Consider the following 23,849-nt stretch of genomic DNA (forward strand, 5'->3'; position numbering starts at 1 on the left):
TGTTTGTCCGCCTTTGTACGGCAAAGAAACTCATTCATTCATCAACATAGAGACAATAAATGCTACACGAAGTAATCAACTGGCTGGTCACAACTATCGGCGCTATGGGCTATATCGGTATTTTTTTGCTGATGGCGTTGGAAAGTTCGGTAGTGCCAATTCCCAGCGAAATCATCATGCCGCCGGCAGGTTATCTGGTGCAACAAGGGAAAATGAGCATGACTTTGGTCATACTCAGCGGCACTTTGGGCAGTCTGTTTGGCGCTTATCTGAATTATTTTGCCGCGCATTATTTGGGAAGACCGCTGCTACTCAAGTACGGACGTTATGTGTTCATAACCGAAGAGCATTTCCGTCGTGTTGAAGATTATTTTGCCAGCCATGGTGAAATCTCTACGTTTATTGGGAGACTGTTACCGGTTATCCGCCATTTGATTTCGCTGCCGGCAGGATTGGCGGGCATGAGCCACATCAAATTTTCTATTTATACATTGCTCGGCGCGTTCATCTGGGTATCCATTTTGACATGGATTGGCTATTTGTTGGGTCATAACGAAGACTTAATCAAGCAATACTCTCATCAAGTGATTATCGATGTGTTGGCGGCCAGCGTTGTTTTGGTGACGGCTTATATTTTTCTACATCGCAGAAAGCTTGCCCGTATCCGAGCCGAAGAATAGAAGATTCTTCGCTTACTGGTGCTCGGGGGCGCATATTTCATTCAGAGTATGTGGGCCGCCTGAATGTTTTGCATATCTTTTCAGCGCCGTTGGCGGCATATTGCCGATTTTTGGCGCTGATGCGAATCAAGCCCTGGCGCACACCCAAACATCAACCCGGCCGACTCCGGCTTTTTTCAATACATAAGCCAATTCATGAGCTGTTGAGCCGGTGGTCATGACATCATCAAGTATCGCGATATGCCGTGCATGAATAGGCTTGATGACGGAAAAGGCGTTTTTCAGGTTTTTTTGGCGTTTTTTGGCGGGTAGCTGGGTTTGATGGGGCGTATCTCGGTGCCGACTGCAACTGGTTACATCTAACGGGATCTGTAATTCTTTGGCGACGGTTCTGGCGATTTCTATGGCTTGGTTGAAGCCGCGCTGGCGGTAACGGGTTTTATGCAGTGGAACCGGTAAAATCAAGTCGGGGCGTTCTGCGGTTTGTTTCAGGTGGTCGGCCAGCAACATGCCGAGTAAGCGGGCGTTTTTGTAATTGGAGCTGAATTTCAAAGTGCCGATCAGATGCCGGATAGCTCCCTGATGAATGAACGGAGCGTAAGTCTCGTCAAAGGCAGGTTGGCGGCTCAGGCAGCGGCCGCACAGCACGGGAGTGGTGACCGGCGTTTCCAGTATTTCCGCGCAGCGATAACAGCACAGATTATTTCTAGGCAAATGCGTGTAGCAAGAATGGCAGAGGTCGCGCGAATTGCATCCTGGATTGCCGCACAAGATGCAGGTAGGCGGAAGCAAGTAATCCTGTATAATATTGATCCAGTTGTATACCATTTTCATTTGAACAGGTTGACAAGATTATGAATTGTCTTTGTTTAAATATTACCGTAACCGGAGCTTAACAGAATGTCTGCAAACCCTGCAATTCGCCATGACTGGCAATTGGATGAAGTGCAAGCGCTTTATGCGTTGCCTTTTAATGACTTGATTTTTAAGGCGCAAACCGTACACCGTGAGAATTTCGATCCTAATGAAGTTCAGATCAGCAGCTTGTTGAGTATCAAAACCGGCTCCTGTTCCGAAGATTGCGGCTATTGTCCGCAAAGCGCCCGTTATGATTCCGATTTGACGCCCGAGGCGTTAATGCCGGTCGATAAGGTTTTGCAGGCGGCGCAGCTTGCCAAAGACCAAGGCGCATCGCGTTTTTGCATGGGCGCGGCCTGGCGTCAGCCTAAAGACAGGGACGTGGAGCGGGTGGTGGAAATGGTTCAGGGCGTTAAGGCCTTAGGCCTGGAAACCTGCGTAACCTTGGGCATGCTGACCGATGCCCAAACGATCAGGCTAAAAGAGGGCGGCCTGGACTATTACAATCACAACTTGGATACGTCGGAAGACTATTATTCCGAAGTCATCACCACGCGGACTTACCAGGACCGACTGGACACACTGGCGCGGGTCAGGGATGCCGGGATTAACGTCTGTTGCGGCGGCATCGTCGGCATGGGCGAAAGCGATGTCGATCGCGCCAATCTGTTGATCGAACTGGCAAACCTGCCCAAGCACCCTGAAAGCGTGCCGGTCAATATGCTGGTGCAGGTTGAAGGCACTCCGCTGATGGGTACCGAATCGCTGGACCCGATCATCTTTATCCGAACCATAGCGGTTGCCAGAATCATGATGCCCAAGTCGCGGGTGCGCTTGTCCGCAGGGCGCAATAATATGAGCGATGAAATGCAGGCGCTGTGCTTTCTGGCCGGAGCCAACTCGATTTTTTACGGCGACAAGTTATTGACCACCGATAACCCGATGACTAACCGTGATTTGGCGTTGTTTGACCGCTTGGGTGTGCATTCCGGCGGTTCAAGTTACGCTTGATGAATTAAATCATCCTGTTGCCAGTCAAAAAATTATTCACCACGAAGACACGAAGGACACGAAGTTTTATATTTCATTCTTCGTGGTGAATATTACCGATTTTTATGACACCTCCATTCTCACAATTAACAACCAGCCTAGACGATATTGCCCGGCAAGGCTTGTATCGTTCCAGGCGGGTCATAGCATCGCCTCAAGGCATTAACCTGGAAATTGACGGCAGGCATATCGTCAATTTTTGCAGCAATGATTATCTGGGGCTGGCCAATCATCCCGATGTGGTCAACGCGTTTAAAGCCGGGGCGGATAAATACGGCGTCGGCAGCGGTTCGGCGCATTTAATCTGCGGACACAGTGCGGCTCATCATGTGTTGGAAGAAGAGTTGGCGGCATTTACCGGCCGCGACCGGGCATTGTTGTTTTCCACCGGTTACATGGCAAACATCGGCGTGATCTCGGCGTTGTTGGGCCGCGGCGATGCGGTGTTTGAAGACCGGTTAAACCATGCCTCTTTGCTGGACGGCGGATTGTTGTCCGGCGCACGATTTAAGCGCTATGCCCATGCTGACGCAGTCGATCTTGGCGCAAACCTGGACAAAACCTTGGGCCGCAAGCTGATCGTGACCGATGGCGTATTCAGCATGGATGGGGATTTTGCGCCGCTGGACGAATTGACTGTTGCCGCAAAAAAACATGATGCCTGGCTGATGGTTGACGATGCGCACGGGCTGGGTGTGATCGGCGAACATGGAGGCGGGATTCTCGAACATTACGGCTTGGGTCAGGACGGCGTGCCGGTGTTGATGGGAACTTTAGGCAAAGGCTTGGGCACTTTCGGCGCGTTCGTCGCGGGTTCCGAGCTGCTGATCGAAACCTTGATCCAGAAAGCCCGCGCTTATATTTATACCACCGCGTTACCGGCGGCGGTTGCCGAGGCGACGCGGGCCAGTTTGAAAATTGTGATCGCGGAAAACTGGCGCAGGGACAAGCTTAGACAACTGTCCGAGCGGTTCAGACTGGGTGCAGAGCAGTTGGGCATAACATTGATGCCGTCATCGTCGGCTATTCAGCCTATTTTAATAGGCGGCAGTCAGCGGGCCGTAGACATCAGCAATGCTTTATTGGCTGCCGGTTTTCTGGTCAGCGCGATTCGTCCGCCTACGGTGCCTCAAGGCAGTGCCAGGCTGCGGGTGACTTTTTCAGCTTTGCATGAAGAGCAGCATGTCGACCGGTTGTTGGACGCGTTAGCCGAAGCAATTGCAGGCAGCAAGTGACAAAAATCCATTTGGAAACGTTCGGGCAAGGCAAGCCCATAGTGCTGGTGCATGGCTGGGCGATGCATACCGGTATCTGGCGGGAGTTTGCCCGGCAATTGGCACAGCATTACCGGGTGACCTGTGTCGATTTGCCGGGGCACGGGCGTAGCGAAGTAATTGATCCGTTTACGCTGGAACGGGTTGGCGCAGAGTTGATTAAAGTGGTTCCCGAGAAGAGTTGTTGGCTGGGCTGGTCGTTGGGCGCGACGGTGGTGCTGGATATAGCCGGTCGTTATCCTGAGCGGGTATCTGCACTGATCTTGCTGGCGGGGAATCCCTTGTTCCCAAGCTCCGGCTTGGGAACGCAAGCATGGCCGGGCATGGATGCCCGGTTACTGGATGATTTTGCCGAGCATTTGAATAATGACTGTCAGGCGACCTTGCTGCGTTTTTTATCCTTGCAGGTCAACGGCATGCCGGATCGGAAAGCGCTTTTGAAGGCGCTTAAAACAGCCGTATTCGAATGCGATGCGCCGGATCAAGCCACTTTGCAGGGAGGCTTGGATATACTTAAACAGGCAGACTTGAGGCCGGTTTTATCAGGATTGAGCGTCCCTGTTTCGGTCGTGTTGGGCGGCCTGGACACCTTAGTTCCTGTAGCCGTAGGTCAAAAAATGCGGCGGTTATTGCCGAGTCTGGAATTGAATATTATCGACAGGGCAGGGCATGTGCCGTTTTTGTCGCACGGCTCGGAAACGGCGGCGATTATTTCCCGATTTATGGATGAATAATGTATTTAGATAAAGCCAAAATCAGGCAGTCGTTTGCTGCGGCCTCGGTGACTTATGACGGCGTTGCCGACTTGCAGCGCAGTGTCGGTAAGGTGCTGCTGGACAGTGTCGATAAAGAGAATCCGGCCGGAACTTTGTTGGATTTGGGTTGCGGCACCGGTTTTTTAACCGCCGGGCTGTTGGCGCGTACAAGGCCTATTATCGCCTTGGATATTGCGTTGCCGATGTTGCAGGTGACGCGAACAAAACTCATCGATACGGCCAATGTCGGCTATGTATGCGCCGATGCCGAACAATTGCCGCTCGCCGGACACGTTGTCGACGGCGTGTTTTCCAATCTCGCGTTGCAGTGGTGCGTCAATCTGGAAGGCGTTTTTGCCGATATTAAGCGGGTATTGAAACCGGGCGGACGCCTTGTTTTCTCGATATTCGGCCCGCAAACGCTACAGGAATTAAAAGCGGCGTGGGCGGAAGCCGACGATTTTAATCATGTTAATGACTTTTACAGTGAGCGGCGGCTAAGACGTTTTCTTCAGCTGGCGGGTTATACAGAGATAGTAGTTGAAACCAATGTTTATATATCAAACTACGATTCGGTTTTGACGTTGATGAAGGAGTTGAAACATATCGGCGCGCATAATGTGCTTGCCGGGCGTAACAAAAGTATCACTACCAAGGCGCAGATGCAGCGGATGGTTGCGGCTTACGAGCGGCATCGAACCGGCGAACTGATTCCGGCGACTTTCGAGGTCATTATGGTTACGGCAAGCTAATGGAAAAAGGGTATTTTATAACCGGTACCGACACCAATGTCGGCAAGACCTGGGCGACGATTGCGCTGATGCGTTATTTTAAAAGCCAAGGGAAATCGGTTGCGGGCATGAAGCCGGTTGCTTCAGGCTGTTTAATACAGGGAGGGCGGCTGAAAAATGAAGATGCGTTGCTGATACAAGCAAATGCGTCATTGCCGATCGACTATGACTTGATCAATCCTTACGCCTACGAGCTGCCGGTTTCGCCGCACATTGCAGGTGTAAATAATCCGGTTAAGCTGGGTCAGTTGGCAGCCGGGTTCGAGACATTGAAAACCCTGGCCGACATCATTGTCGTCGAAGGCGCCGGAGGCTGGTATGCGCCTTTAAATGAGCGCGAAACTATCAGCGATTTGGCAAAATTGCTGGCTCTGCCGGTTATTATGGTTGTCGCTATCAGGCTCGGCTGTATCAATCATGCAAGACTGACTTATCAGGCGGTCGCGCAGTCAGGCGTGAACTGTGTCGGCTGGATCGCAGTCTGTACAGAGCCGGAATTGTTAGGCGGCGACCAGAATATCCAAACCATAAAAAGCACGGTGGATGCGCCTTTGTTGGGTGTGTTGCCCTATAGGGAAGTCGCTGACTTTGATTTTTTCGCCGAACAATTGAAGATGTAACTGTGTATTTGTGATGCTTTTGCCGCTGGCTTGGCAAAATAAAGCATGACAAAGTCTTTGATAAAGCCCTATTATTTTGATTTTTTTTCAGTTTGATTCGCCGTTATCTGACGGCGCAAGGTTAATGCATGTCGATTCGCACTATCTCATCCGTAAAATTCATTTTAGTTGCCGGTACGCTGTTGTCGGGATGTACAACAACCCGGCAAATTGTGGTTGATCACCCGTCAACCCAGGCCAGCCAGTTTCAACCGTTGCAAGGCTTTCAAGCTATTGATGGCGACGACTATTATGTACGGTTGATTTCGGAGTTCGATTTTAAAGGTGACAACGTATTAAAAGGCGGCTGTACTAATATGACGCCGTCTTATGGGAAAGGCGATTTATCGGCCGCCCTTATTTATAACGTGCGTAACGAGGCGCTTAAATTCAGCCGTGAAGCGACCGGCTTTTTGTATCAGGCGACAACAGGCAAATGCAATTTTACCTTCGATGCTAAAAAACTTTACCTGACGCCCTGGATACGCCTGGATTCAGGCAAGGAAACCTTGGTCGATTATAATTTTTACACTAACGCTAACAGCGATGTGGACGTGTCAAGCCTGGTCAATGATGTGAATGCGGCCGGCAATTTATTGGCGTTGACAGGCGTCGGCATGGGGGTTGCAATCATGGGGCAGGTTGCCGGGCAATGGGTAAAGAGCAATCAGCAAGCGGAAGTAACAACGCCTGCGACCCATCAATCGGCCAAACATAGCTCGGAGTCGCATTCGCTGCCTGTCGCCACGGCTTATTCGGGTAAGACCGGAACGCTGAATCAGACGATGTTTAAGGTTTTTGATGTGGCGGAAGGCGGGATGAATCTGTTTGGATCGGATACCAAGCAACTGGGCGAACTGAAGATTTATCCGGAAATTCTGCCTTCTTTGTTATTAAAGACGACTGCCGACGGCATCCCGGACGCGCGCGATTTGTCGTTCGAAGAAATAGGCTATTCGCCGATGAAATCAGCGGCCGGGGAAATCAATCTTCAACAGCTGATCGAGCAATCGAAACATCCGGCAAAACCGAATCTAAAGCCTGACTGGAATAATTACCAGGACGTCGAAGGCAATTGCCGGAAATTGAAGCTGGTGCTGAAAGATTTGGGCTTTAATAAATTTGATCGCAACGCGGTGATTTACTATTTTCTGGCTAAGAATGGCGATTGGAATAATTACAATGTCAGCCGGCAAAAAACGTTGAGTGAAGAAATGCGGCCCAAGGTTTTGGAAGGTTATCGCAGCAAAAACTTTGCTAACTGTCTGGCACCTGATGACTATGCGGTCATGAAAGCGATGGGTTTGCCGGTTAATACGCAGTCCGATTGGGATCAGATGGGTGAGGCGAGCCAGAAAAAAGAGCAACTGTTCACGCCGCTTAAGTCGATTGAACGGCAGTTGGTCGCGGTGCTGAAAAACCCAAACAAGGTGGAAATGGAGCAGCAACTGTTCCCTTTGCTGGCTACGGCGAAAAATGGCGACGGCAGTGTGTTGCTGCAAAACCATTTAGGTGATTTCGGCCTGGAATTGTTATTGAATCCTCCTGTGGTGGCAGCGCCTCCAGTGGATGCTTCTGCTCCGGCTGGACCTGTTGCGGCAGCGCCTTCTCAGGCAGCCATTCCCGGTGAGGGGGTTATCGTCAGCGCCGGCCAATTAGCGCAAGTCTTTTCAGGGTTATTAATAAGCGAACTCAGTTGTGCGCGCCCGGCTCCCGATGGGCTGGGAAAATTTGCCGGCAATGCGGGGATTTTGTTGTTCACTACAAAAGAAGGCAGTCCGCGCGTTAAAGGCGGTGCGATGGAATTTGAATTTTCCGGCGGCAAGATTACGCGTATTGCATTTCAGTTATCGACTTACCGGGATTTTGAACAGAATTTGCTGGATCGGCCGGAGATTGGCGGCTGCCGAGTGGATCCGGCGTTTCTGGCAAAGCTGCACTAACGTTGAAAGTATTCTGATATAGCTCGCTTCGCGCCGAAATTAGCAGGAAATAGATTTTTGATAATCCTGGAAAAAGTTGATTTATAACAAAAATTAAAGATGGATTTGGCGGCGGATATAATCCATAATATTTTTGCGGTATATATCAATAATAAAAACATCAGGAGAAATATTATGGCTTTAATTACTTGGACAGCCGGTCAGTACGGTACAAATGTCGGCTTTGCGGATCAGGAACACCAAATCTTGTTTGATAAACTTAATAAGCTGTATGACTTGGCAACAGGCGGCGCAGAGCGCTCTGCAATCGGTGCGCAATTAGACGATCTTATTTCATATGTAGTGGATCATTTTGCCCATGAAGAAAGAGAAATGCAGGCAAAGGGCTATGCAGGCTATGAACGCCACAAGGAAGAGCATGACGCCTTGGTAGGTATTTGCGGTGGTCTTCAGGCAAAATTTCATGCAGGCCAAGCGGAAGTTGACGAAAGCGTCGGTCAATTGGTTAAAGGGTGGTTGGATAATCACATTCCTAACTTCGATATGGCTTATGCCGATGCGTTAAACAGCTGATCGAATTTCAACGCTAAAAAACAAAAGGCTTGTGAGTTACATTGATTCACAAGCCTTTTCTTTGCAACACATAAAATCAGGAAAAGGACATCTGGTATAGATTGCCCTCATAGGGTAAAATCGAAAAGATTATTTGTGATAATTATTACGTAAATGGAAAAGGGTCGGCCATCCCATGCCCTGAAATTACGAAACGATATAACGCATACAAGAGTTTATAACTACTAACGAGGAGGCTGCTCCGTGAAGAAAGCAAAGCAACTGTTCGCAGGTCTGATCTTAATGGCTTTGGGCCTAGGAACAGCACAGGCGGAATATACGCTCAATTTAATGAAAGGGGTTACAAAGGTCAGTCATGACATTTATGACCTGCATATGCTGATTCTATGGATTTGTGTATTCATAGGCATCGGCGTGTTCGGAACGATGTTCTACTCGATTTACCATCACCGTAAATCAAGAGGACATCAAGCGGCGCAGTTTCATGAAAATACGACCGTTGAAATCATTTGGACGATTATCCCGACTTTGATCCTGGTTGGCATGGCTATTCCAGCCACAAAAGCCATGATGGAACTGGATGATGTGCAAGCATCCGAAATGTCTATTAAGGTAACCGGACATCAATGGAAGTGGGAATATGAATATCTTGATAACGGCATTCATTTTTTCAGTAGCCTGGATGAAGCCAGCAACAAGGTACGTCAAGTCGGTTCGGGTCTTGATCCCAGGTCGGTTCCTAATTACTTGTTGAATGTTGATAAACCGCTAGTTATTCCGACTAAAAAGAAAATTCGTTTCGTATTCACCTCGAAAGACGTAATCCATTCATGGTGGGTTCCCGACCTGGGCTGGAAAAAAGATACCAATCCCGGTTTTATTAACGAATCATGGACGTCTGTAGACGAACCGGGGACTTACCGTGGTCAATGTACCGAGCTTTGCGGTAAAGATCATGGCTTTATGCCGATTGTCGTCATTGCAATGGACGAACCTGACTACAACGCCTGGGTGGAGCAGCAAAAAGCGGCTATGGCGGCTGAAGCCGGTTCGGCCAGCAAGCAATGGACAACTGAAGAGTTGGTTGCTAAAGGTAAAGCTGTTTACGACACCAACTGTTCCTCATGTCACATGGCGGATGGCGCAGGTTTGCCGGGTACTTTTCCAGCTATAAAGGCAAGTCCGGTAGTAACAGGCGACATTAACGCTCAGGTCAAGCTGATGTTGAACGGAAAAGGCATGATGCCGGCTTTCGGAAAAATGTTAAGCGCTGTCGATTTCGCTGCAGTAGTAGCATATACCCGTAATGGTCTGGGTAATTCAGTGGGTGATTCTATTCAGCCTTCAGCTATCCAGACTCTGCAATCGGCATCACCGGCGGCAGATTAAAAAATGAATAAGTCATTGCGTTCTTATCGATCTAATCTTTTTTATATATTCAAGAGGTATGAAATATGTCTGCTGTAGTCGCTGAACATGATGATCATCATGAGCATGATCATGGTCCTGCTAAGGGGCTGTTAAGATGGGTTATTACCACCAATCATAAAGATATTGGCACATTATATTTGTTGTTTGCTCTGGCGATGTTCTTTGTCGGCGGCACCATGGCAATGATTATTCGCGCCGAATTGTTTGAGCCGGGTATGCAGTTTGTTAATCCCCAGTTCTTTAATTCAATGACCACCATGCACGCGTTGGTCATGGTGTTTGGCGCAGTTATGCCTGCTTTCGTCGGTTTGGCCAACTGGATGATTCCAATGATGATTGGCGCTCCTGATATGGCGTTACCGCGCATGAACAACATGAGCTTCTGGTTGCTGGTTGCCGGTGTTTTATTGCTGGCCAGCACCTTGTTCATGGAAGGCGGCGCACCTGCCGGCGGATGGACTTTGTATCCGCCCTTGGTATTGCAAACCGGTAAGGCCTTGCCTTTTGCGATTTTCTCGGTGCATTTGCTGGGTATCTCGTCAATCATGGGTGCGATCAACATTATCGCCACTATTTTCAATATGCGTGCCCCCGGCATGACTTTAATGAAAATGCCGATGTTTGTTTGGACCTGGTTGATTACCGCTTTCCTGTTAATCGCAATCATGCCTGTGTTTGCGGGTGCGGTGACTATGCTGTTAACAGACAAGTTTTTTCACACCAGCTTTTTTGATGCGGCTGGCGGCGGTGACCCGGTTCTTTATCAACACATTTTCTGGTTTTTTGGTCATCCCGAAGTTTATGTAATGATTCTGCCCACTTTCGGCGTGGCTTCTACCATTATCCCTGTGTTTGCTCGTAAGCCTTTGTTTGGCTACAGCTCAATGGTTTATGCGACGGCTGCAATTGCATTTTTGTCGTTTATCGTCTGGGCTCACCACATGTTTACAGTGGGTATGCCGATAGCAGGTGAGTTGTACTTCATGTATGCAACCATGCTGATTGCGATTCCTACCGGCGTTAAGGTTTTCAACTGGACCGCGACCATGTGGAAAGGGGCGATGACTTTTGAAACGCCGATGCTGTTTAGTATTGCTTTCGTCGTTTTATTTACAATGGGTGGATTCACCGGTTTGATGATGTCTGTTGCGCCGTCTGATTTTCAATATCACGATACTTACTTTATTGTCGCCCATTTCCATTACACGCTGGTTCCCGCCTCTGTTTTTATATTGATGGCTGCCGGCTATTTTTGGTTGCCTAAATGGACCGGGCATATGTATGACGAAAGAATCGGTCAGCTGCACTTCTGGTTGTCTGTGGTATCGGTAAACATCCTGTTCTTTCCACAGCATTTCTTGGGGCTTGCCGGTATGCCGCGCAGAATTCCTGATTATGCGGTGCAATTTGCGGATTGGAATATGATTTCCAGTATTGGCGGTTTTATATTCGGCGCCAGCCAGTTGTTGTTCCTATACATTGTTATCGATACAATCAAAGGCGGAACAGGCGAAAAGGTAACTGATGAAGTATGGGAAGATGCTGCCAAGCATAGCTTGGAGTGGACTTTGCCGTCGCCCCCTCCATACCATACTTTTACTACGCCACCCACGGTAATACCTACTGAACATATCTAGGCTGTTGCATTCCAGGTTGCTTTAAATAAAGCAACCTGCTTAGATAACGTATCAGGTGAAATAATGAATACCAAACAGAAAAATATTTTGACCGCAGTGGTATTGGTCGCGGTTGCCGTCATTATTTATGTTTTTGCAGTGATAAGAGCCGTTTCCCAATGAGCGAAAGCACCAAGAAAAAAAACGCTAAGTTAGTTCGGATATTGGTGTTTGTGGTGCTGGGAATGTTTGGCTTTGGCTACGCCCTGGTTCCGCTTTATGACGTTTTGTGTGAAGTAACCGGACTCAACGGCAAAGTTGAATCGTCCGCTGTTAAGGAAGTCAGCTACGAAGTTGATAAAAACAGAGAAGTTACCGTAGAGTTTATGACGGCGCTGAATGAGGACACTCCGATGGAATTCCGTTCAGAAGCCAAAAAACTGAAAGTTCATCCAGGCGAATATTATACGGTGAATTTTTATGCGGAAAATAAGACCGATAAAGTAATGGTTGCTCGGGCAATTCCAAGTATTTCTCCCGGAGCGGCCGCTGAATTTTTTAAAAAAACAGAGTGTTTTTGCTTTTCAGAACAGACATTTAAGGCGCGAGAAGGCAGGATTATGCCGGTGCGTTTTGTTGTTAATCCTGAATTACCTGAGCAATATAAAACAATTACACTTGCATATACATTTTTTGATAATACTGAAACATCAGTAAAATGAGAGAGGAAGGCTATGTCTACAAGTAACGAGTATTACATTCCGCATAAAGCCACTTGGCCGGTCGTTGGAACTGGTGGTTTGGTGATGATGCTGGCTGGATTTGCAAATTATTTAAATGGCTCATCGGCCGGTACCGCCTGGATGGCGCTGGGCTTGGCTGTGTTTATTGTCATGCTGGCCGGTTGGTTTACATTGCAGGCCGGGGAAAGCGAATCAGGCATGTACAGTACGCAGGTAGGCATTTCCTACCGTATGGGCATGATGTGGTTTATCTTTTCGGAAATCATGTTTTTTGCCGTTTTTTTCGGCACGCTTTGGTATACACGTAATTTGTCGGTACCCTGGCTGGGCGGAGAAGGCACAGGAGCTGCAACTAAAGAACTATTGTGGCCGTCTTTCGAAGCGGTCTGGCCGACCAATGGCCCTGGTAAAGTCGGCGGCGAGTTTGAGCCTATGGGCGCATGGGGCTTGCCTTTTTTGAATACCTTAATTCTGTTGACTAGCGGCGTTTCTTGCACTTGGGCTCATCATGGCTTGCTTGCAAAAAACCGAGATCAGCTAATTAAAGGTTTGGCCGCTACTGTCGGTTTAGGGCTCTTGTTTGTTGCACTCCAGGCATCTGAGTATCATGAAGCTTATACCGAGATGGGTTTGACGCTGGGCTCAGGCATTTATGGTTCTACTTTTTTCATGCTGACCGGTTTTCACGGTTTTCACGTTTGCGTAGGCGCTATCATTCTGAGCGTTGTTTTGTTTCGCAGCTGGAAAGGCCATTTCCAACCGGAAAATCATTTTGCTTTTGAAGCTGCGGCTTGGTATTGGCATTTTGTTGACGTGGTATGGTTGGGACTGTTTGTATTTGTTTATGTGATTTAATCTAAACAGCCATACTAAAAAAGCGCTGCCTAACAGACAGCGCTTTTTTTTTGTCGAAATGGTTGGGGATGTTTTTATTTAGGAGCGGCCGGCGCTTGATTTTGCGAGTGCATCCGAGCACCCAAGCCATGCGGCTTGAACATGCCGGTTGCAAAAGCTATAAAAATGAAGATGAACAACACGATTGAAAGCGCAATACGAAAAGTCAGCGCTTTGACCGTTTTTTCGGATTGTTCTTCGGTCTTGTGTTTAACCAGATGAAATAGCGCGGAGCCTAGACTGATAATTATCAGGATAAAGGCGATAATAACGATGCTTTTTATAATCATGAATGTAATTATGCTGATGGCTAAGGTTTCTGTATTCTCGGTTATTTAGGTTCTTGTGCCAATAGGATAAATAAAAAAAGCATGATCCAGTCGGACGCTCATTGATGAAGTTTAAAATAATTCCAACATTAGCTTATTTGTGCCTGTTGCCGGTGTTGATCGGGTTGGGAATGTGGCAATTAGACCGATCAGAACAGAAACGGGCATTACTTGAGTTGCAGAAACAGGCGGGCGCAACTGAAACATTGCATTTGTCCGAAGGCATTGAAAATAACGCCGATACATTAAGGTACAGGCAGGTTGAAGTTACAGGGCGTTACGATGTCGCCCATCAGTTTTTGATAGACAACCAAATCAGCGGCGGGAAAGCCGGCTATTTTGTGTTGACGCCGTTTGTGTTGACCGGGGAAACCAAGGCGGTTTTGGTGAATAGGGGTTGGATTCCTTTAAATCATGATCGCTCGGTGCTTCCTGACTTGCAGATTAATCAGGCCCAAGCCATTATTGCCGGGCGGATTAATCATTTTCCCAGCGTTGGTATAAAATTAGCGGGAGCGGAAATCCCAACAGAGGGTTGGCCATCGGTGGTGCAGGTGGTCGATAGTCATGTTCTGGCTAAAAAATTGGGCTATTCGTTGCTCCCATTCCAGATCGAACTGGCTAAAAATTTGCCTGATGGATTTAAACGGGAATGGCAGACGCCGGCCATCATGCAGCCCGAACAACATACGGCCTATGCAATTCAGTGGTTTGCGCTGGCATTGACACTAACGATACTATTTATTTGGTACAGCTTTAAAAAATACGATGCAGAATCAAAAGAATAAAAATCATATATTAATCCTGGTTATTTTTGGCATGTCTATCATTCCGTTTTTGATAGCGTGGGGACTAAAAGAGAATCCGCAGCTGGTAAACGGGCGAACCAACAATGGGCAGTTAATTACGCCGCCGCTGACAACCGAACGCAAAGACCTAAGCGGTTTTGATCCGTTTTCAACTGATAATATGTCCGAGCTTCCCGGCCACTGGTTGTTGGTAAATATCATTCCGACCGGCGAGTGCAATGAAACATGCCTCGAAGCCATGCATAAAACCAAACAGTTGCGGCTGATGTTGAATAAAGAATTGACCCGTACCCGCCGTATAGTCCTGCTGTTAAAGGATGTTGCGCCGGAAACGGCGGGCAAATGGTGGGCGGGTGACGATACCTTGTTAAGGGTTAAAGCCAATGACGCCGTCATCAAGAAAATTGCCGAAATCAGGCAAGGCGATATTCCTGACGGGATGCTGCTGTTAATGGATCCGCTGGGTAACTTAATGATGCAGTACGAGCCGGGTTTCGATCCCTACAGCGTAAAGAGCGATCTTATGCATCTTTTGCGAATTTCACAAATAGGATAGTGGAAAATAAAATGTTTAGAAAAATAACTCTCTTTGGCGTTCTTTTAGCTTTAATAGTTATCGTTGTAGGTTCATACGTCCGCTTATCCGGGGCAGGGCTGGGTTGTCCTGATTGGCCCGGATGCTATGGGCAGGCTATCCCCTTCGACTTCGCTCAGGGCGGGGTTAGCGATCATGCTGATTTTATCGCGCAGGCGGCGGAGGCTTTCCCCGGTCAGACGCCCGATATTGCAAAAGTCTGGAAGGAGATGGGGCATCGTTATCTGGCCGCGCTCTTAGGCGTGGTCGTTTTATTGCTGGCCTTGCTGTCGTGGCGCGAACAACAAAGTCGTCCGGTGGTCGTAACAGCCGCATCGATGCTGGCGGTTTTGATAGGATTGCAGGCGGCCTTGGGCATGTGGGCCGTAAAGTTTCACGTTATGCCGATTGTTGTGACCGGGCATTTGCTGCTGGGGATGATGACTCTATGGCTGCTGTTCTGGCTGTATTTGCGGGTTAATCCGAAAGTTTCGCCGTTAGCTTTGCGAAGGAACGGTTTAGCCTTGTTTGTCAGGTTGGCAATGTTGGTGTTGTTTTTAGAGATTGTTTTGGGCGGCTGGGTCAGTACCAATTACGCCGCTTTAGCCTGTTCGGATTTTCCGGCGTGTAATGGCTCGTGGTGGCCTAAAGCCGACTATCGGACTGCGCTGGACTTATTCAGCGGATTAAGCTCGGGTTATACCGGCGTTATCGCATTCGATGCGCAGGTTGCCGCGAACTGGCTGCACAGGGTCGGTGCGTTGGTTTGTTTTATCGTGCTCACGTTGGTGATGCTGAGCGCAACATCGGCGCATCATCCGAGACCGGTAAGAAGAGCCGGTTTGGGATTGAGCGTGTTGCTGTTGCTACAGATCGGTTCCGGCGTTATCGGCGTCAAATTCGGGATGCCTTTGTGGGCGGCGGTCGCGCATAACGCTTTTTCAGCATTGCTGATGCTGCCGTTAATCGCTATCGGTTTTTACTGCCGGTACGCTTATGTTGAAATGCCAAAGCCCGCCGTAGAAATTGAGCTGCAACCGGAAGGTGCGGTTGCCGAAGCGGAGGAAGCATATCCTGTAACAGAACCCGAGTCGTTATACCTGCGGCTTAAATCGCAGCTGAAGCGCACCCGCTCCGGGCTTAGCGGGGTATTGGCCCAGATTCCGTTAGGCCAGAAAGAAATTGACGAAGATTTGCTGGAAGCCATTGAAGCCAGCTTGTTAATGGCCGACATAGGCGTGGACGCGACCACCGAAATCATCAAGCGCTTGACCGAGAGTGTTGAAAGGCACCAGCTTAATGATGGCGAGGCGTTAACGGCAGCCTTAAAGCAGGAATTACGGAGTATGCTCCAGCCCTGTAATAAACCCCTGCATATCCCCAAGCAGGACAAACCTTTTGTTATTCTGGTCGTCGGCGTCAATGGCGCGGGCAAAACCACCACTATCGGCAAACTGGCCAAACGATTGCAGGCACAGGGCCATAGCGTCATGCTGGCCGCCGGAGATACGTTCAGGGCGGCGGCGGTCGAGCAATTGCAAACCTGGGGCGAGCGCAATAATATCCATGTGGTGGCTCAGCATACCGGGGCCGATTCGGCATCCGTGATTTATGACGGCGTACAGTCCGCACAAGCTAAAGGCATCGATGTGTTGATTGCCGATACGGCTGGCCGCCTGCATACGAAATCCAACCTGATGGACGAGTTGAAGAAAGTAAAGCGGATTATCAGCAAGTTGGATGAAACGGCGCCGCATGAAGTATTGCTGGTCTTGGATGCCGGCACCGGGCAAAACGCGCTGTCGCAAGCAAGATTGTTCAATGAGACCGTTGCCTTGACCGGCTTGGCGCTGACCAAACTTGACGGCACCGCAAAAGGCGGCGTTATTTTTGCGCTGGCCAAACAGTTCGGAATTCCGATCCGTTTTATAGGGATAGGCGAAGGAATTGATGATCTGCAGGATTTTGATGCGGATGCTTTTGTAGATGCATTGTTTGTCAAAGACTAAAACCCGTAACTTGATTCTATAATAGAACACGAATGACGCTGATGAAACGGATCCGCACGGATTTTAAAGGTCGTTCTTAGGTAAGCGCCGATTTAATCCTTCGACAAGCTCAGGATGAACGGTAAGTTTTTGATTTTGTTCGTGGTGAGCTTGTCGAACCACAAGCGAAATCAATTTATTCAGCGCTTCCTTAGGTGGCTATAGGCCATTTTTATAACGGCTGAATAGTGGGCAATAATATATTTTTATCAAGAAGTTCAAGTTTATCAGTGATTATCAGTCAAATCCGTGTCGCCTGGAGGCGCCTACTTTTGGCATCCGTGTTCTATTGTTTTAACTGCTGAATAATGCAAAAAACCTATGTTAAAGTTCGATAATGTCAGTATGAGGTACCCTGGAGCCGGCGATGTATTACGCAATGTCAGTTTTCATCTGGAGCGTGGTGAAATGGCTTTTTTGACGGGGCATTCAGGGGCGGGAAAAAGCACGTTATTGAAATTAATTGCGGTCATCGAGCGTTGCACCCGGGGCCGGGTTTTATTGGACGGCGAGAATCTCAACCAAGCCAAGGACAGGCAGGTTCCTTATATACGCAGGAAAGTAGGCCTGATTTTTCAGGATTACAAACTGCTGCAGGACAGAACGGTTTTCGATAATGTGGCATTGCCGCTGGTGATAGCCGGTTACGGGCACCATGAAGTCTCCCGGCGGGTACGGGCATCATTGGATAAAGTCGGCCTTCTGGGCAAAGAAAAAAAATATCCGCTAGTCTTGTCCGGTGGTGAACAGCAGCGGGTCGGGATTGCCCGCGCAGTGGTTAATAAGCCGCCGTTGATTGTGGCCGATGAGCCGACCGGGAACCTTGACCCGGAGCTGTCCGCCGAAATCATGCATTTGTTCGAGCAGTTTCAGCAGGTCGGCGTCACCATATTGATTGCCTCGCATGATATTTCATTGATTGCTCAAATGAATCATCGGATCTTAAAGCTGGATCACGGTCAACTGGTTGCGAGTTAAGTTATGAAACAGGTGAATAAGAAACCGGGTAAACAGGAGCCGCGCTGGCAAACCAAAATTTCCGGCGGTAATTTTGTCGATAAATTCCACGCCTATCGGAATCTCCATGCCCATGCATTGTTTTCAAGTCTTGGCCGATTAGTCGCGTCGCGATTCTCGTCTGCGATGACGATAACGGTGTTGGCGATTGCGATTTCGCTGGCCAGCGGATTTTATATCCTGGTGGCGAATCTTCAGCAGTTGGCGGGTAATTTGGAAGCCAGCAATCAAATCTCATTATTTCTTAAAGATGAAATCTCAGAGGCAAGGGCAAATAAGTTTGCTAATACCATCAGGCAAAATCCCGATATTCAGGACGTCAAAGTAATCACCAAGGAGCAGGCGCTGGCGGAGTTTCAGACCTACAGCGGATTCGGTGACGCGGTAAAAGCGCTGGAAAAAAACCCGCTGCCTGTTGTCATTCAGGTGTTGCCCAAAAATTCATTGAAAAATGAGCTGGTTCTTGAAACATTGCTTGATGATTTTAAGCGCTCGACGGAAGTTGATTTTGCCCAGATGGATATGCAATGGGTTAAGCGCCTGCAGTCGATTATGGACGTGGCGCGGTGCGGCGTTACCATATTAAGTTTATTGCTGGGGGCCGGCGTGTTGTTTATTACGGCCAATACCATACGCCTTGAATTGCATAATCGCCGCGATGAAGTCGTGATCGCCAAACTGGTCGGCGCGACCAATAGTTTTATTCATAGGCCGTTTTTATACGGCGGTTTTTGGATCGGTTTTTTTTCCGGTGTGGCTGCATGGTTTATTGTCACAACGATCATGCTGATTCTAAAACAACCGATCGAAAGGCTTTCCGGGCTTTATGACGACGGTTTTCATGTGCTGTTTTTAGGCTTTACCGAAACGCTGGCATTGTTGGTCATTTCATCGGTACTGGGTGTCGTGGGTTCATGGATCGTGCTTCATTTCCAGCTTCGGCAGCTAAAACCCGAGTAGAAAACAGGGGCTGATAAAATTATTAGCACTCTTGCTTTTAGAGTGCTAGAATTCGGAAAAAGTTTTCTTACAAGGGGGTTCAATGAGCAATGCTTTAGCTTTACCGGTTAATTTATCGGTTGGAACATTTGATGCCTATTTAAATGTCGTCAGGCAAATGCCTAAATTGACGGTAGAACAGGAACGCGAGTTAGCTTTAAAATTCAGAGATAACGGCGATTTGGAAGCCGCACGCGAATTGGTGATGACCAATCTGCGCTTTGTGATTCACGTTGCCAGAGGTTATAGCGGTTATGGCTTGTCCATGCCGGATATTATTCAGGAAGGCAATATCGGCTTGATGAAAGCCGTTAAACGATTCGATCCTGATGTTGGTGTGCGTTTGGTTTCTTTCGCCGTACATTGGATTAAAGCCGAAATTCATGAGTATGTGATCAAAAACTGGGGCATCGTAAAAGTTGCGACGACCAAGGCGCAGCGTAAGTTGTTTTTCAATTTGCGTAAATCGAAGTCGGATTTGGGCTGGTTATCAAATGACGAAGCGACGGCGATTGCAAAAGATCTTGATGTCGATGTAAGCGCCGTTTACGAAATGGAAAAACGCCTGAGCAGCCACGATACGTCGTTTGATATGCCGGTCGATGAGTCAAGCGAAGAAACCTATGTTGCCCCGGCCAGCTATCTTCACCAGCATGGTGCAGACCCTGCTGTACTGCTTGAGAACTCCGATTGGGAAGGCCATGAGCAGGATTTGCTGGCGGATGCGATGGCGGAGCTGGATGAACGCAGTTTGGATATTCTTTCAAGCCGTTGGTTGTCCGATGAAAAAGCCACATTACATGAGCTTGCCGCACGTTATAGTGTGTCAGCCGAGAGAATCAGGCAGTTGGAGCAAAATGCGATGAAAAAATTGAGAGCGGCGGTTGAACTGGCCGCTTGATTGGTAAATCCGTTCGTCCTTGTCGAACGGCCGAAAAGCAAAAAAGGCTTAACGATTAAATCGTTAAGCCTTTTTTATTGCCTTATGGTTTCACGCCGGGTTGTTCTGCGACGTAAATGCAAATCTGCCCCAGACAGATTGGTGAGGCAACGGTAACGGCGATTTTTACAGCGGCCTGAGTATGTCAAGAACCGCTTGGGCCTGTTTCGCCGTTTCAAGGCCGAGATTGGTCAGATAGCCGCCGTCTTCCTGCGAGACCAAGCCTTTTTCGAATAGCCGGCGGGTGGCGGCGATGGTTTCCGGTGAAGCGGTTTTATGTACTTTGATTCCTTCTTGCGTGGTGGTTAGATTGTAGCGAACCAGAATGTTCAGTTCTTCTACAATATCTTGGGTATAGGGCATAGTAAATTCTCATGATTCATTGATTTAAGACGCTAGCATAATGCTATTTATAAAGAAGGAGTATCTTTTTTTACGCCGTCTTCTTTCTGGCAACAATCACGCCGTCACGGGTCGGATTGATAAACGTGTCAAATTCAGGATCGTTAAAAATTAATTCATTGTGTTCCATAATCGCTTCAGTCCAGCCGGGGAAAATATCGCTAGGGTTTTCCACTGCGACCCGGCCGCGCCACAGCACATTATCGGCGATATACAGCCCGCCGGGGCGAATCCTGTCTTTAGCCAGCTTCCAAATCTCAGGATAATCGCCCTTGTCGACGTCGTTGTAGCAGATGTCGAATACCCCCTTAGTCTGGGCAAAAACGTCCTGAGCCATGCCTGCGCGAAAATCGACTCGATCCCACAACCCGGCGGCGCTGAGATATTGTTCGGCTTTTTCCTGATTCAGAAAGTCGGCGTCGGTGCAAATGACTCGGCCCTTTGAGCCGACCGCTCTGGCAAACCAATACGCCGAATAACCGTAACCGCTGCCGAATTCAAATACCTGTTCGGCATTGATCATTTTGGCCAGAGATTCGATAAACGCTCCCACCAAGCGGCCAATGATAGGGAAGTTGTTTTTCTGCGCCAGCGCTTCCATCTCGGTCAACACCGGATGATCGGTGTGCCGCAGCAAACCGTGCATATAATTCTCAATGGCCGGGTTGACCGGGATTAATATGCCGGGATTTAAAACGGTTGGGGATTTTATGTCGGCCATTAGCTGTTCCTCATGTGTATGCTGTTGGAGTTGACCTCCGTTACCCGTGTATCAGGTACGAAAGGCGGGTTGTGATTTAAAAAGGCGAGGGCTAAAACAACTCAACCCACGGAATATCGGTAAGAATGGCTAAAAATTCATGTGTTAACGCTTGGTAATCCTAAGTTGTGTAGACCAGGAAAAAATTTGCCGTGCTGATAGAGTGAGACTCACCGGTACTCAGTCGCAATATGAAAGGTTTGATTATGCAGCGTTTATGTCAAAAATGGGATTTTTTTCGAGAATGAAAATTAAGCGGTTTGCCTATTCCACTGCTTTTAATAATGTAGCGATCATATTTTCCGCCTGATGCAGATAGCTTCGCCCGAACAGGTTCAGGTGATTGAGTATATGGTACAGGTTGTACAGCGTTTTTCTTCGGGCATAGCCCGGATCCAGCGGATAAACGGTTTTATAGGCCTGATAAAAGGCAGGGCCGAAGCCGCCGAATAACTCGGTCATCGCCAAATCCGTTTCCCGGTCGCCGAAGTAGCAGGCCGGATCGTAAATGACCGGATTGCCCTGATCGTCTGCCGCGGCATTGCCGCCCCATAAATCGCCATGCACCAAAGCCGGTTGCGGCCGGTAGCCGGAAAACAACGGCTTTAAATTCGTACAGAGCTTTTCGCCCAGAGTTTGCAAGTTGCCGCCATACCCCTTGGCGGCCGCCAGTTTTAACTGATGTTCCAGGCGTTGTACGGACCAGAAGCTGATCCAGTCGTCATAACGGCCGTTGATTTGAGCGGTGCTGCCGATGGTGTTGTCCCTATGCCAACCGAAATAGGGCTGTTTTTGCCGATGCAGCTCTGCGAGTTGTTGCCCCAGCAACTGTTCCGAGCGGGTGGACAACCTATTTAAAGGGATATGCTCAAGCACCAAAAAGGCATGATCGGTTGTTTGGCCGCAAACAATCGGTTCCGGTACCCGGATAGCTTGAGCTTGCGCCAGAGCTTGCAGACCGGAGGCTTCGGCTTCGAACATCGCGACTTGTTCCGGGCGGTTCAGCTTGACAAAAAAGCTTTGGTTTTCCGCCAGTAACCGGTAAGCCGCATTAATATAGCCGCCCGCCAGCGGCTCGGCCGCCAGCAAGCGGAAAGGCTGCCCGGTTGCTGATTCTATTTGTTGAGCAATGGCCTGCCAATTCATCAGTAGAGCTTGCCGGATAAATCCAAGTGAGTCAGATAAAGCCGCATATCCAGTTCAAACTGATGATAAGCCGGTTCCATGTGCAGGCATAGTTTGTAAAACGCCTTGTTGTGGTCCTTCTCTCTTAAATGCGCCAGTTCATGCACGACAATCATCCTTAAAAATTCCAGCGGCACATTCTTAAACAGCGAGGCCACCCGGATTTCGTTTTTTGCCTTGTGTTTGCCGCCCTGTATCCTGGATATAAAAGTATGCAGGCCCAAGGCATGATGAAGATCTTTAATTTTGTCATCATAAATCACTTTGCTGAGCGGTTGGGATTGCTTCAGCAACGCATTCTTAAGGTCAACGGTATAAGCATAAAGCGCCTTATCGGTCCTGATCGTATGGGCAAGCGGATATTTTTTTAGCAGCGTTTCGCCCAGCTTGTCCTTGTCGATCAACAGGCGGACCTGATCGGTTACCTGTTCAGGGTAGCCGAGTAGATATTTTAATTCTGGCATAACTTATTGCTTTAGCGATTTCAGTATTTGCTCTAACGGAGCGAGCGAGATCAGCGCCCGGTAAAGCACTGTTTTATCTTCCAGCAGACCGTAACATTCGTAGTGATAAGGCGAGTCTATCGTGCGGCCGATGCCTTCCTTCCTGGATTCCGGCGGGATTTGCCTGATTAGTATATACAGCGCATCGCCGGATTTCAGTTGAGCCAGATAGGTGCGATCAATGCTGATTTTATGCGACATATACACCAGCGGATTACGTTCAAAATCATGTTTTTCTATAACCGCTTTTTCCAGCAAGGCGCTGGATATAAGGCTGCATGGGAATATTTCAGGGAATATGGCTTTATTGTTGAACGGATCGAAAAAAGCATCCTGATCGACCAGGGAGCCGCATAAAAAGTTTTTGGCATTGCTGGTTGTGATGAATTTTCGTTTCAGGAAATAACTGCTGCCGGATATAAAAGACCGGTCGGGGTGCTGATTCAGTACGCCAAACTGCGGAATATCGGGGTTGGGCAGAACTAATGCAAATTTGGATTCTTTTTTGTAGCCCAGCAAGGCCAATGCTCCGCCGGATTTAACGGTAACCCTGTTGCTGAGAACCGTTTCCGGTTCTTCCGTAAATTGCGATTTTTTTATATCGACCGATACCACTTGTCCGGGCTTGACCGCGTTAACAAAAGAAAACTGGTAGTTGCTAAAACGCAGGTTCCTGTCGCTGATCAGCGCATTTTCATTATGCAGCTTGCGATAAAGAAAAATCTTGTGCTCAAGCAATGATTCCAATTGAAACCCGAGTGCAATCGGGCCCTGGAACGGATTGTGATTGATGCGCAGCCACCTGTTCCTGTCGTGGAACAGGTTGAAATCGTCGGTCGCATTACGTGCAACATCAATATGTATTTGATTGAAAACATCCGAACTGTCTGATGTATGCATAGCGCCTCAACGATTAAATTTCCGGTAACTATTTAGCGCCATCAAACACAATGAAATACGGATGACGCAGATGAATATGATGGGCACAGATTTAAAGGCGAGAGTTGAATCGCGCA

25 protein-coding genes are annotated in these 23,849 nt (G+C 48.4%); 18 read left to right on the plus strand and 7 right to left on the minus strand.

All coding sequences use genetic code 11. From position 1 onward, the window contains the following. Positions 1-59 precede the first annotated feature (59 nt). Positions 60-680 (plus strand): DedA family protein, encoded by a 621-nt coding sequence (locus B0F88_RS16040; RefSeq protein WP_104424946.1) that lies wholly within the window; start codon positions 60-62, stop codon positions 678-680. Positions 681-806: 126 nt separating this feature from the next. On the opposite strand, the gene B0F88_RS16045 is transcribed toward B0F88_RS16040, so the two are convergent. Next, the gene (locus tag B0F88_RS16045) at positions 807-1,514 is read right to left on the minus strand and encodes a ComF family protein (protein WP_104424947.1); all 708 of its coding nucleotides are present in this window, start codon (positions 1,512-1,514) and stop codon (positions 807-809) included. Positions 1,515-1,580: 66 nt separating this feature from the next. Here B0F88_RS16045 and bioB point away from each other — a divergent pair, with 66 nt between their 5' ends. The 11 genes from bioB (at position 1,581) to B0F88_RS16100 (ending at position 13,228) form a co-directional block, all read left to right on the plus strand. Further along, complete coding sequence (gene bioB / locus B0F88_RS16050; RefSeq protein WP_104424948.1) at positions 1,581-2,549, plus strand: biotin synthase BioB; 969 nt, start codon at positions 1,581-1,583, stop codon at positions 2,547-2,549. A gap of 104 nt (positions 2,550-2,653) precedes the next feature. Continuing rightward, positions 2,654-3,823, plus strand: a complete 1,170-nt coding sequence (bioF, locus tag B0F88_RS16055) for an 8-amino-7-oxononanoate synthase (protein WP_104424949.1) — start codon at positions 2,654-2,656, stop codon at positions 3,821-3,823. After that, positions 3,820-4,596 carry a pimeloyl-ACP methyl ester esterase BioH gene (gene bioH / locus B0F88_RS16060; protein ID WP_104424950.1) on the plus strand — a complete coding sequence of 259 codons (777 nt, stop codon included), beginning with the start codon at positions 3,820-3,822 and terminating at the stop codon, positions 4,594-4,596. Before bioF ends, bioH begins: the two co-directional genes overlap by 4 nt. Further along, positions 4,596-5,369, plus strand: a complete 774-nt coding sequence (gene bioC / locus B0F88_RS16065) for a malonyl-ACP O-methyltransferase BioC (protein ID WP_104424951.1) — start codon at positions 4,596-4,598, stop codon at positions 5,367-5,369. Before bioH ends, bioC begins: the two co-directional genes overlap by 1 nt. Further along, positions 5,369-6,028: a dethiobiotin synthase gene (bioD, locus tag B0F88_RS16070; protein WP_104424952.1), complete on the plus strand. Its 660-nt coding sequence runs from the start codon at positions 5,369-5,371 to the stop codon at positions 6,026-6,028. The genes bioC and bioD overlap by 1 nt, the downstream gene beginning before the upstream one ends. Before the next feature lie 128 nt (positions 6,029-6,156). Next, on the plus strand, positions 6,157-8,010 hold the full coding sequence (locus tag B0F88_RS16075) for a hypothetical protein (protein ID WP_104424953.1): 1,854 nt from the start codon (positions 6,157-6,159) through the stop codon (positions 8,008-8,010). Between the two features lie 174 nt (positions 8,011-8,184). Continuing rightward, the gene (locus B0F88_RS16080; protein ID WP_104424981.1) at positions 8,185-8,583 is read left to right on the plus strand and encodes a bacteriohemerythrin; all 399 of its coding nucleotides are present in this window, start codon (positions 8,185-8,187) and stop codon (positions 8,581-8,583) included. Positions 8,584-8,826: 243 nt separating this feature from the next. Next, a complete protein-coding gene (coxB, locus tag B0F88_RS16085; RefSeq protein ID WP_104424954.1) occupies positions 8,827-9,972 on the plus strand; it encodes a cytochrome c oxidase subunit II in 1,146 nt (381 codons plus the stop codon). A gap of 65 nt (positions 9,973-10,037) precedes the next feature. Beyond that, positions 10,038-11,651 (plus strand): cytochrome c oxidase subunit I, encoded by a 1,614-nt coding sequence (gene ctaD, locus B0F88_RS16090; protein WP_104424955.1) that lies wholly within the window; start codon positions 10,038-10,040, stop codon positions 11,649-11,651. A 158-nt stretch (positions 11,652-11,809) separates the two neighbouring features. Beyond that, the gene (locus tag B0F88_RS16095; RefSeq protein ID WP_104424956.1) at positions 11,810-12,352 is read left to right on the plus strand and encodes a cytochrome c oxidase assembly protein; all 543 of its coding nucleotides are present in this window, start codon (positions 11,810-11,812) and stop codon (positions 12,350-12,352) included. A 12-nt stretch (positions 12,353-12,364) separates the two neighbouring features. Then, positions 12,365-13,228 (plus strand): cytochrome c oxidase subunit 3, encoded by an 864-nt coding sequence (locus tag B0F88_RS16100; RefSeq protein ID WP_104424957.1) that lies wholly within the window; start codon positions 12,365-12,367, stop codon positions 13,226-13,228. 74 nt (positions 13,229-13,302) lie between these two features. On the opposite strand, the gene B0F88_RS16105 is transcribed toward B0F88_RS16100, so the two are convergent. Beyond that, positions 13,303-13,557 (minus strand): twin transmembrane helix small protein, encoded by a 255-nt coding sequence (locus tag B0F88_RS16105; RefSeq protein ID WP_104424958.1) that lies wholly within the window; start codon positions 13,555-13,557, stop codon positions 13,303-13,305. A gap of 104 nt (positions 13,558-13,661) precedes the next feature. On the opposite strand from B0F88_RS16105, the gene B0F88_RS16110 reads away from it, so the two are divergent. From B0F88_RS16110 to rpoH, 6 genes are all read left to right on the plus strand, one after another. After that, the gene (locus B0F88_RS16110; protein WP_104424959.1) at positions 13,662-14,384 is read left to right on the plus strand and encodes an SURF1 family protein; all 723 of its coding nucleotides are present in this window, start codon (positions 13,662-13,664) and stop codon (positions 14,382-14,384) included. Beyond that, positions 14,365-14,961: a hypothetical protein gene (locus B0F88_RS16115; protein WP_104424960.1), complete on the plus strand. Its 597-nt coding sequence runs from the start codon at positions 14,365-14,367 to the stop codon at positions 14,959-14,961. The genes B0F88_RS16110 and B0F88_RS16115 overlap by 20 nt, the downstream gene beginning before the upstream one ends. Positions 14,962-14,972: 11 nt before the next feature. Beyond that, positions 14,973-16,988, plus strand: a complete 2,016-nt coding sequence (gene ftsY / locus B0F88_RS16120) for a signal recognition particle-docking protein FtsY (protein WP_104424982.1) — start codon at positions 14,973-14,975, stop codon at positions 16,986-16,988. A gap of 360 nt (positions 16,989-17,348) precedes the next feature. Next, positions 17,349-18,005, plus strand: coding sequence for a cell division ATP-binding protein FtsE (gene ftsE, locus B0F88_RS16125; RefSeq protein WP_104424961.1), 657 nt, complete (start codon positions 17,349-17,351; stop codon positions 18,003-18,005). A 3-nt stretch (positions 18,006-18,008) separates the two neighbouring features. Then, complete coding sequence (gene ftsX, locus B0F88_RS16130) at positions 18,009-19,004, plus strand: permease-like cell division protein FtsX (protein WP_104424962.1); 996 nt, start codon at positions 18,009-18,011, stop codon at positions 19,002-19,004. 82 nt (positions 19,005-19,086) lie between these two features. Beyond that, on the plus strand, positions 19,087-19,944 hold the full coding sequence (gene rpoH / locus B0F88_RS16135) for an RNA polymerase sigma factor RpoH (RefSeq protein WP_104424963.1): 858 nt from the start codon (positions 19,087-19,089) through the stop codon (positions 19,942-19,944). 165 nt (positions 19,945-20,109) lie between these two features. Here rpoH and B0F88_RS16140 read toward each other — a convergent pair whose 3' ends face one another. The 5 genes from B0F88_RS16140 to B0F88_RS16160 form a co-directional block, all read right to left on the minus strand. Further along, a complete protein-coding gene (locus B0F88_RS16140) occupies positions 20,110-20,346 on the minus strand; it encodes a TIGR02647 family protein (protein ID WP_104424964.1) in 237 nt (78 codons plus the stop codon). Between the two features lie 70 nt (positions 20,347-20,416). Then, positions 20,417-21,106, minus strand: coding sequence for an O-methyltransferase (locus B0F88_RS16145; protein ID WP_104424965.1), 690 nt, complete (start codon positions 21,104-21,106; stop codon positions 20,417-20,419). Between the two features lie 303 nt (positions 21,107-21,409). Then, positions 21,410-22,291, minus strand: a complete 882-nt coding sequence (locus B0F88_RS16150; RefSeq protein ID WP_104424966.1) for a fructosamine kinase family protein — start codon at positions 22,289-22,291, stop codon at positions 21,410-21,412. Next, entirely contained in the window at positions 22,291-22,794 is a 504-nt protein-coding gene (locus B0F88_RS16155) for a M48 metallopeptidase family protein (RefSeq protein WP_104424967.1), read from the minus strand. The genes B0F88_RS16150 and B0F88_RS16155 overlap by 1 nt, the downstream gene beginning before the upstream one ends. Before the next feature lie 3 nt (positions 22,795-22,797). Further along, positions 22,798-23,733 carry a hypothetical protein gene (locus tag B0F88_RS16160; RefSeq protein WP_104424968.1) on the minus strand — a complete coding sequence of 312 codons (936 nt, stop codon included), beginning with the start codon at positions 23,731-23,733 and terminating at the stop codon, positions 22,798-22,800. Positions 23,734-23,849: the final 116 nt, after the last annotated feature.

The organism is Methylobacter tundripaludum, from assembly GCF_002934365.1.
GTDB classification, from domain to species: domain Bacteria; phylum Pseudomonadota; class Gammaproteobacteria; order Methylococcales; family Methylomonadaceae; genus Methylobacter_A; species Methylobacter_A tundripaludum_A.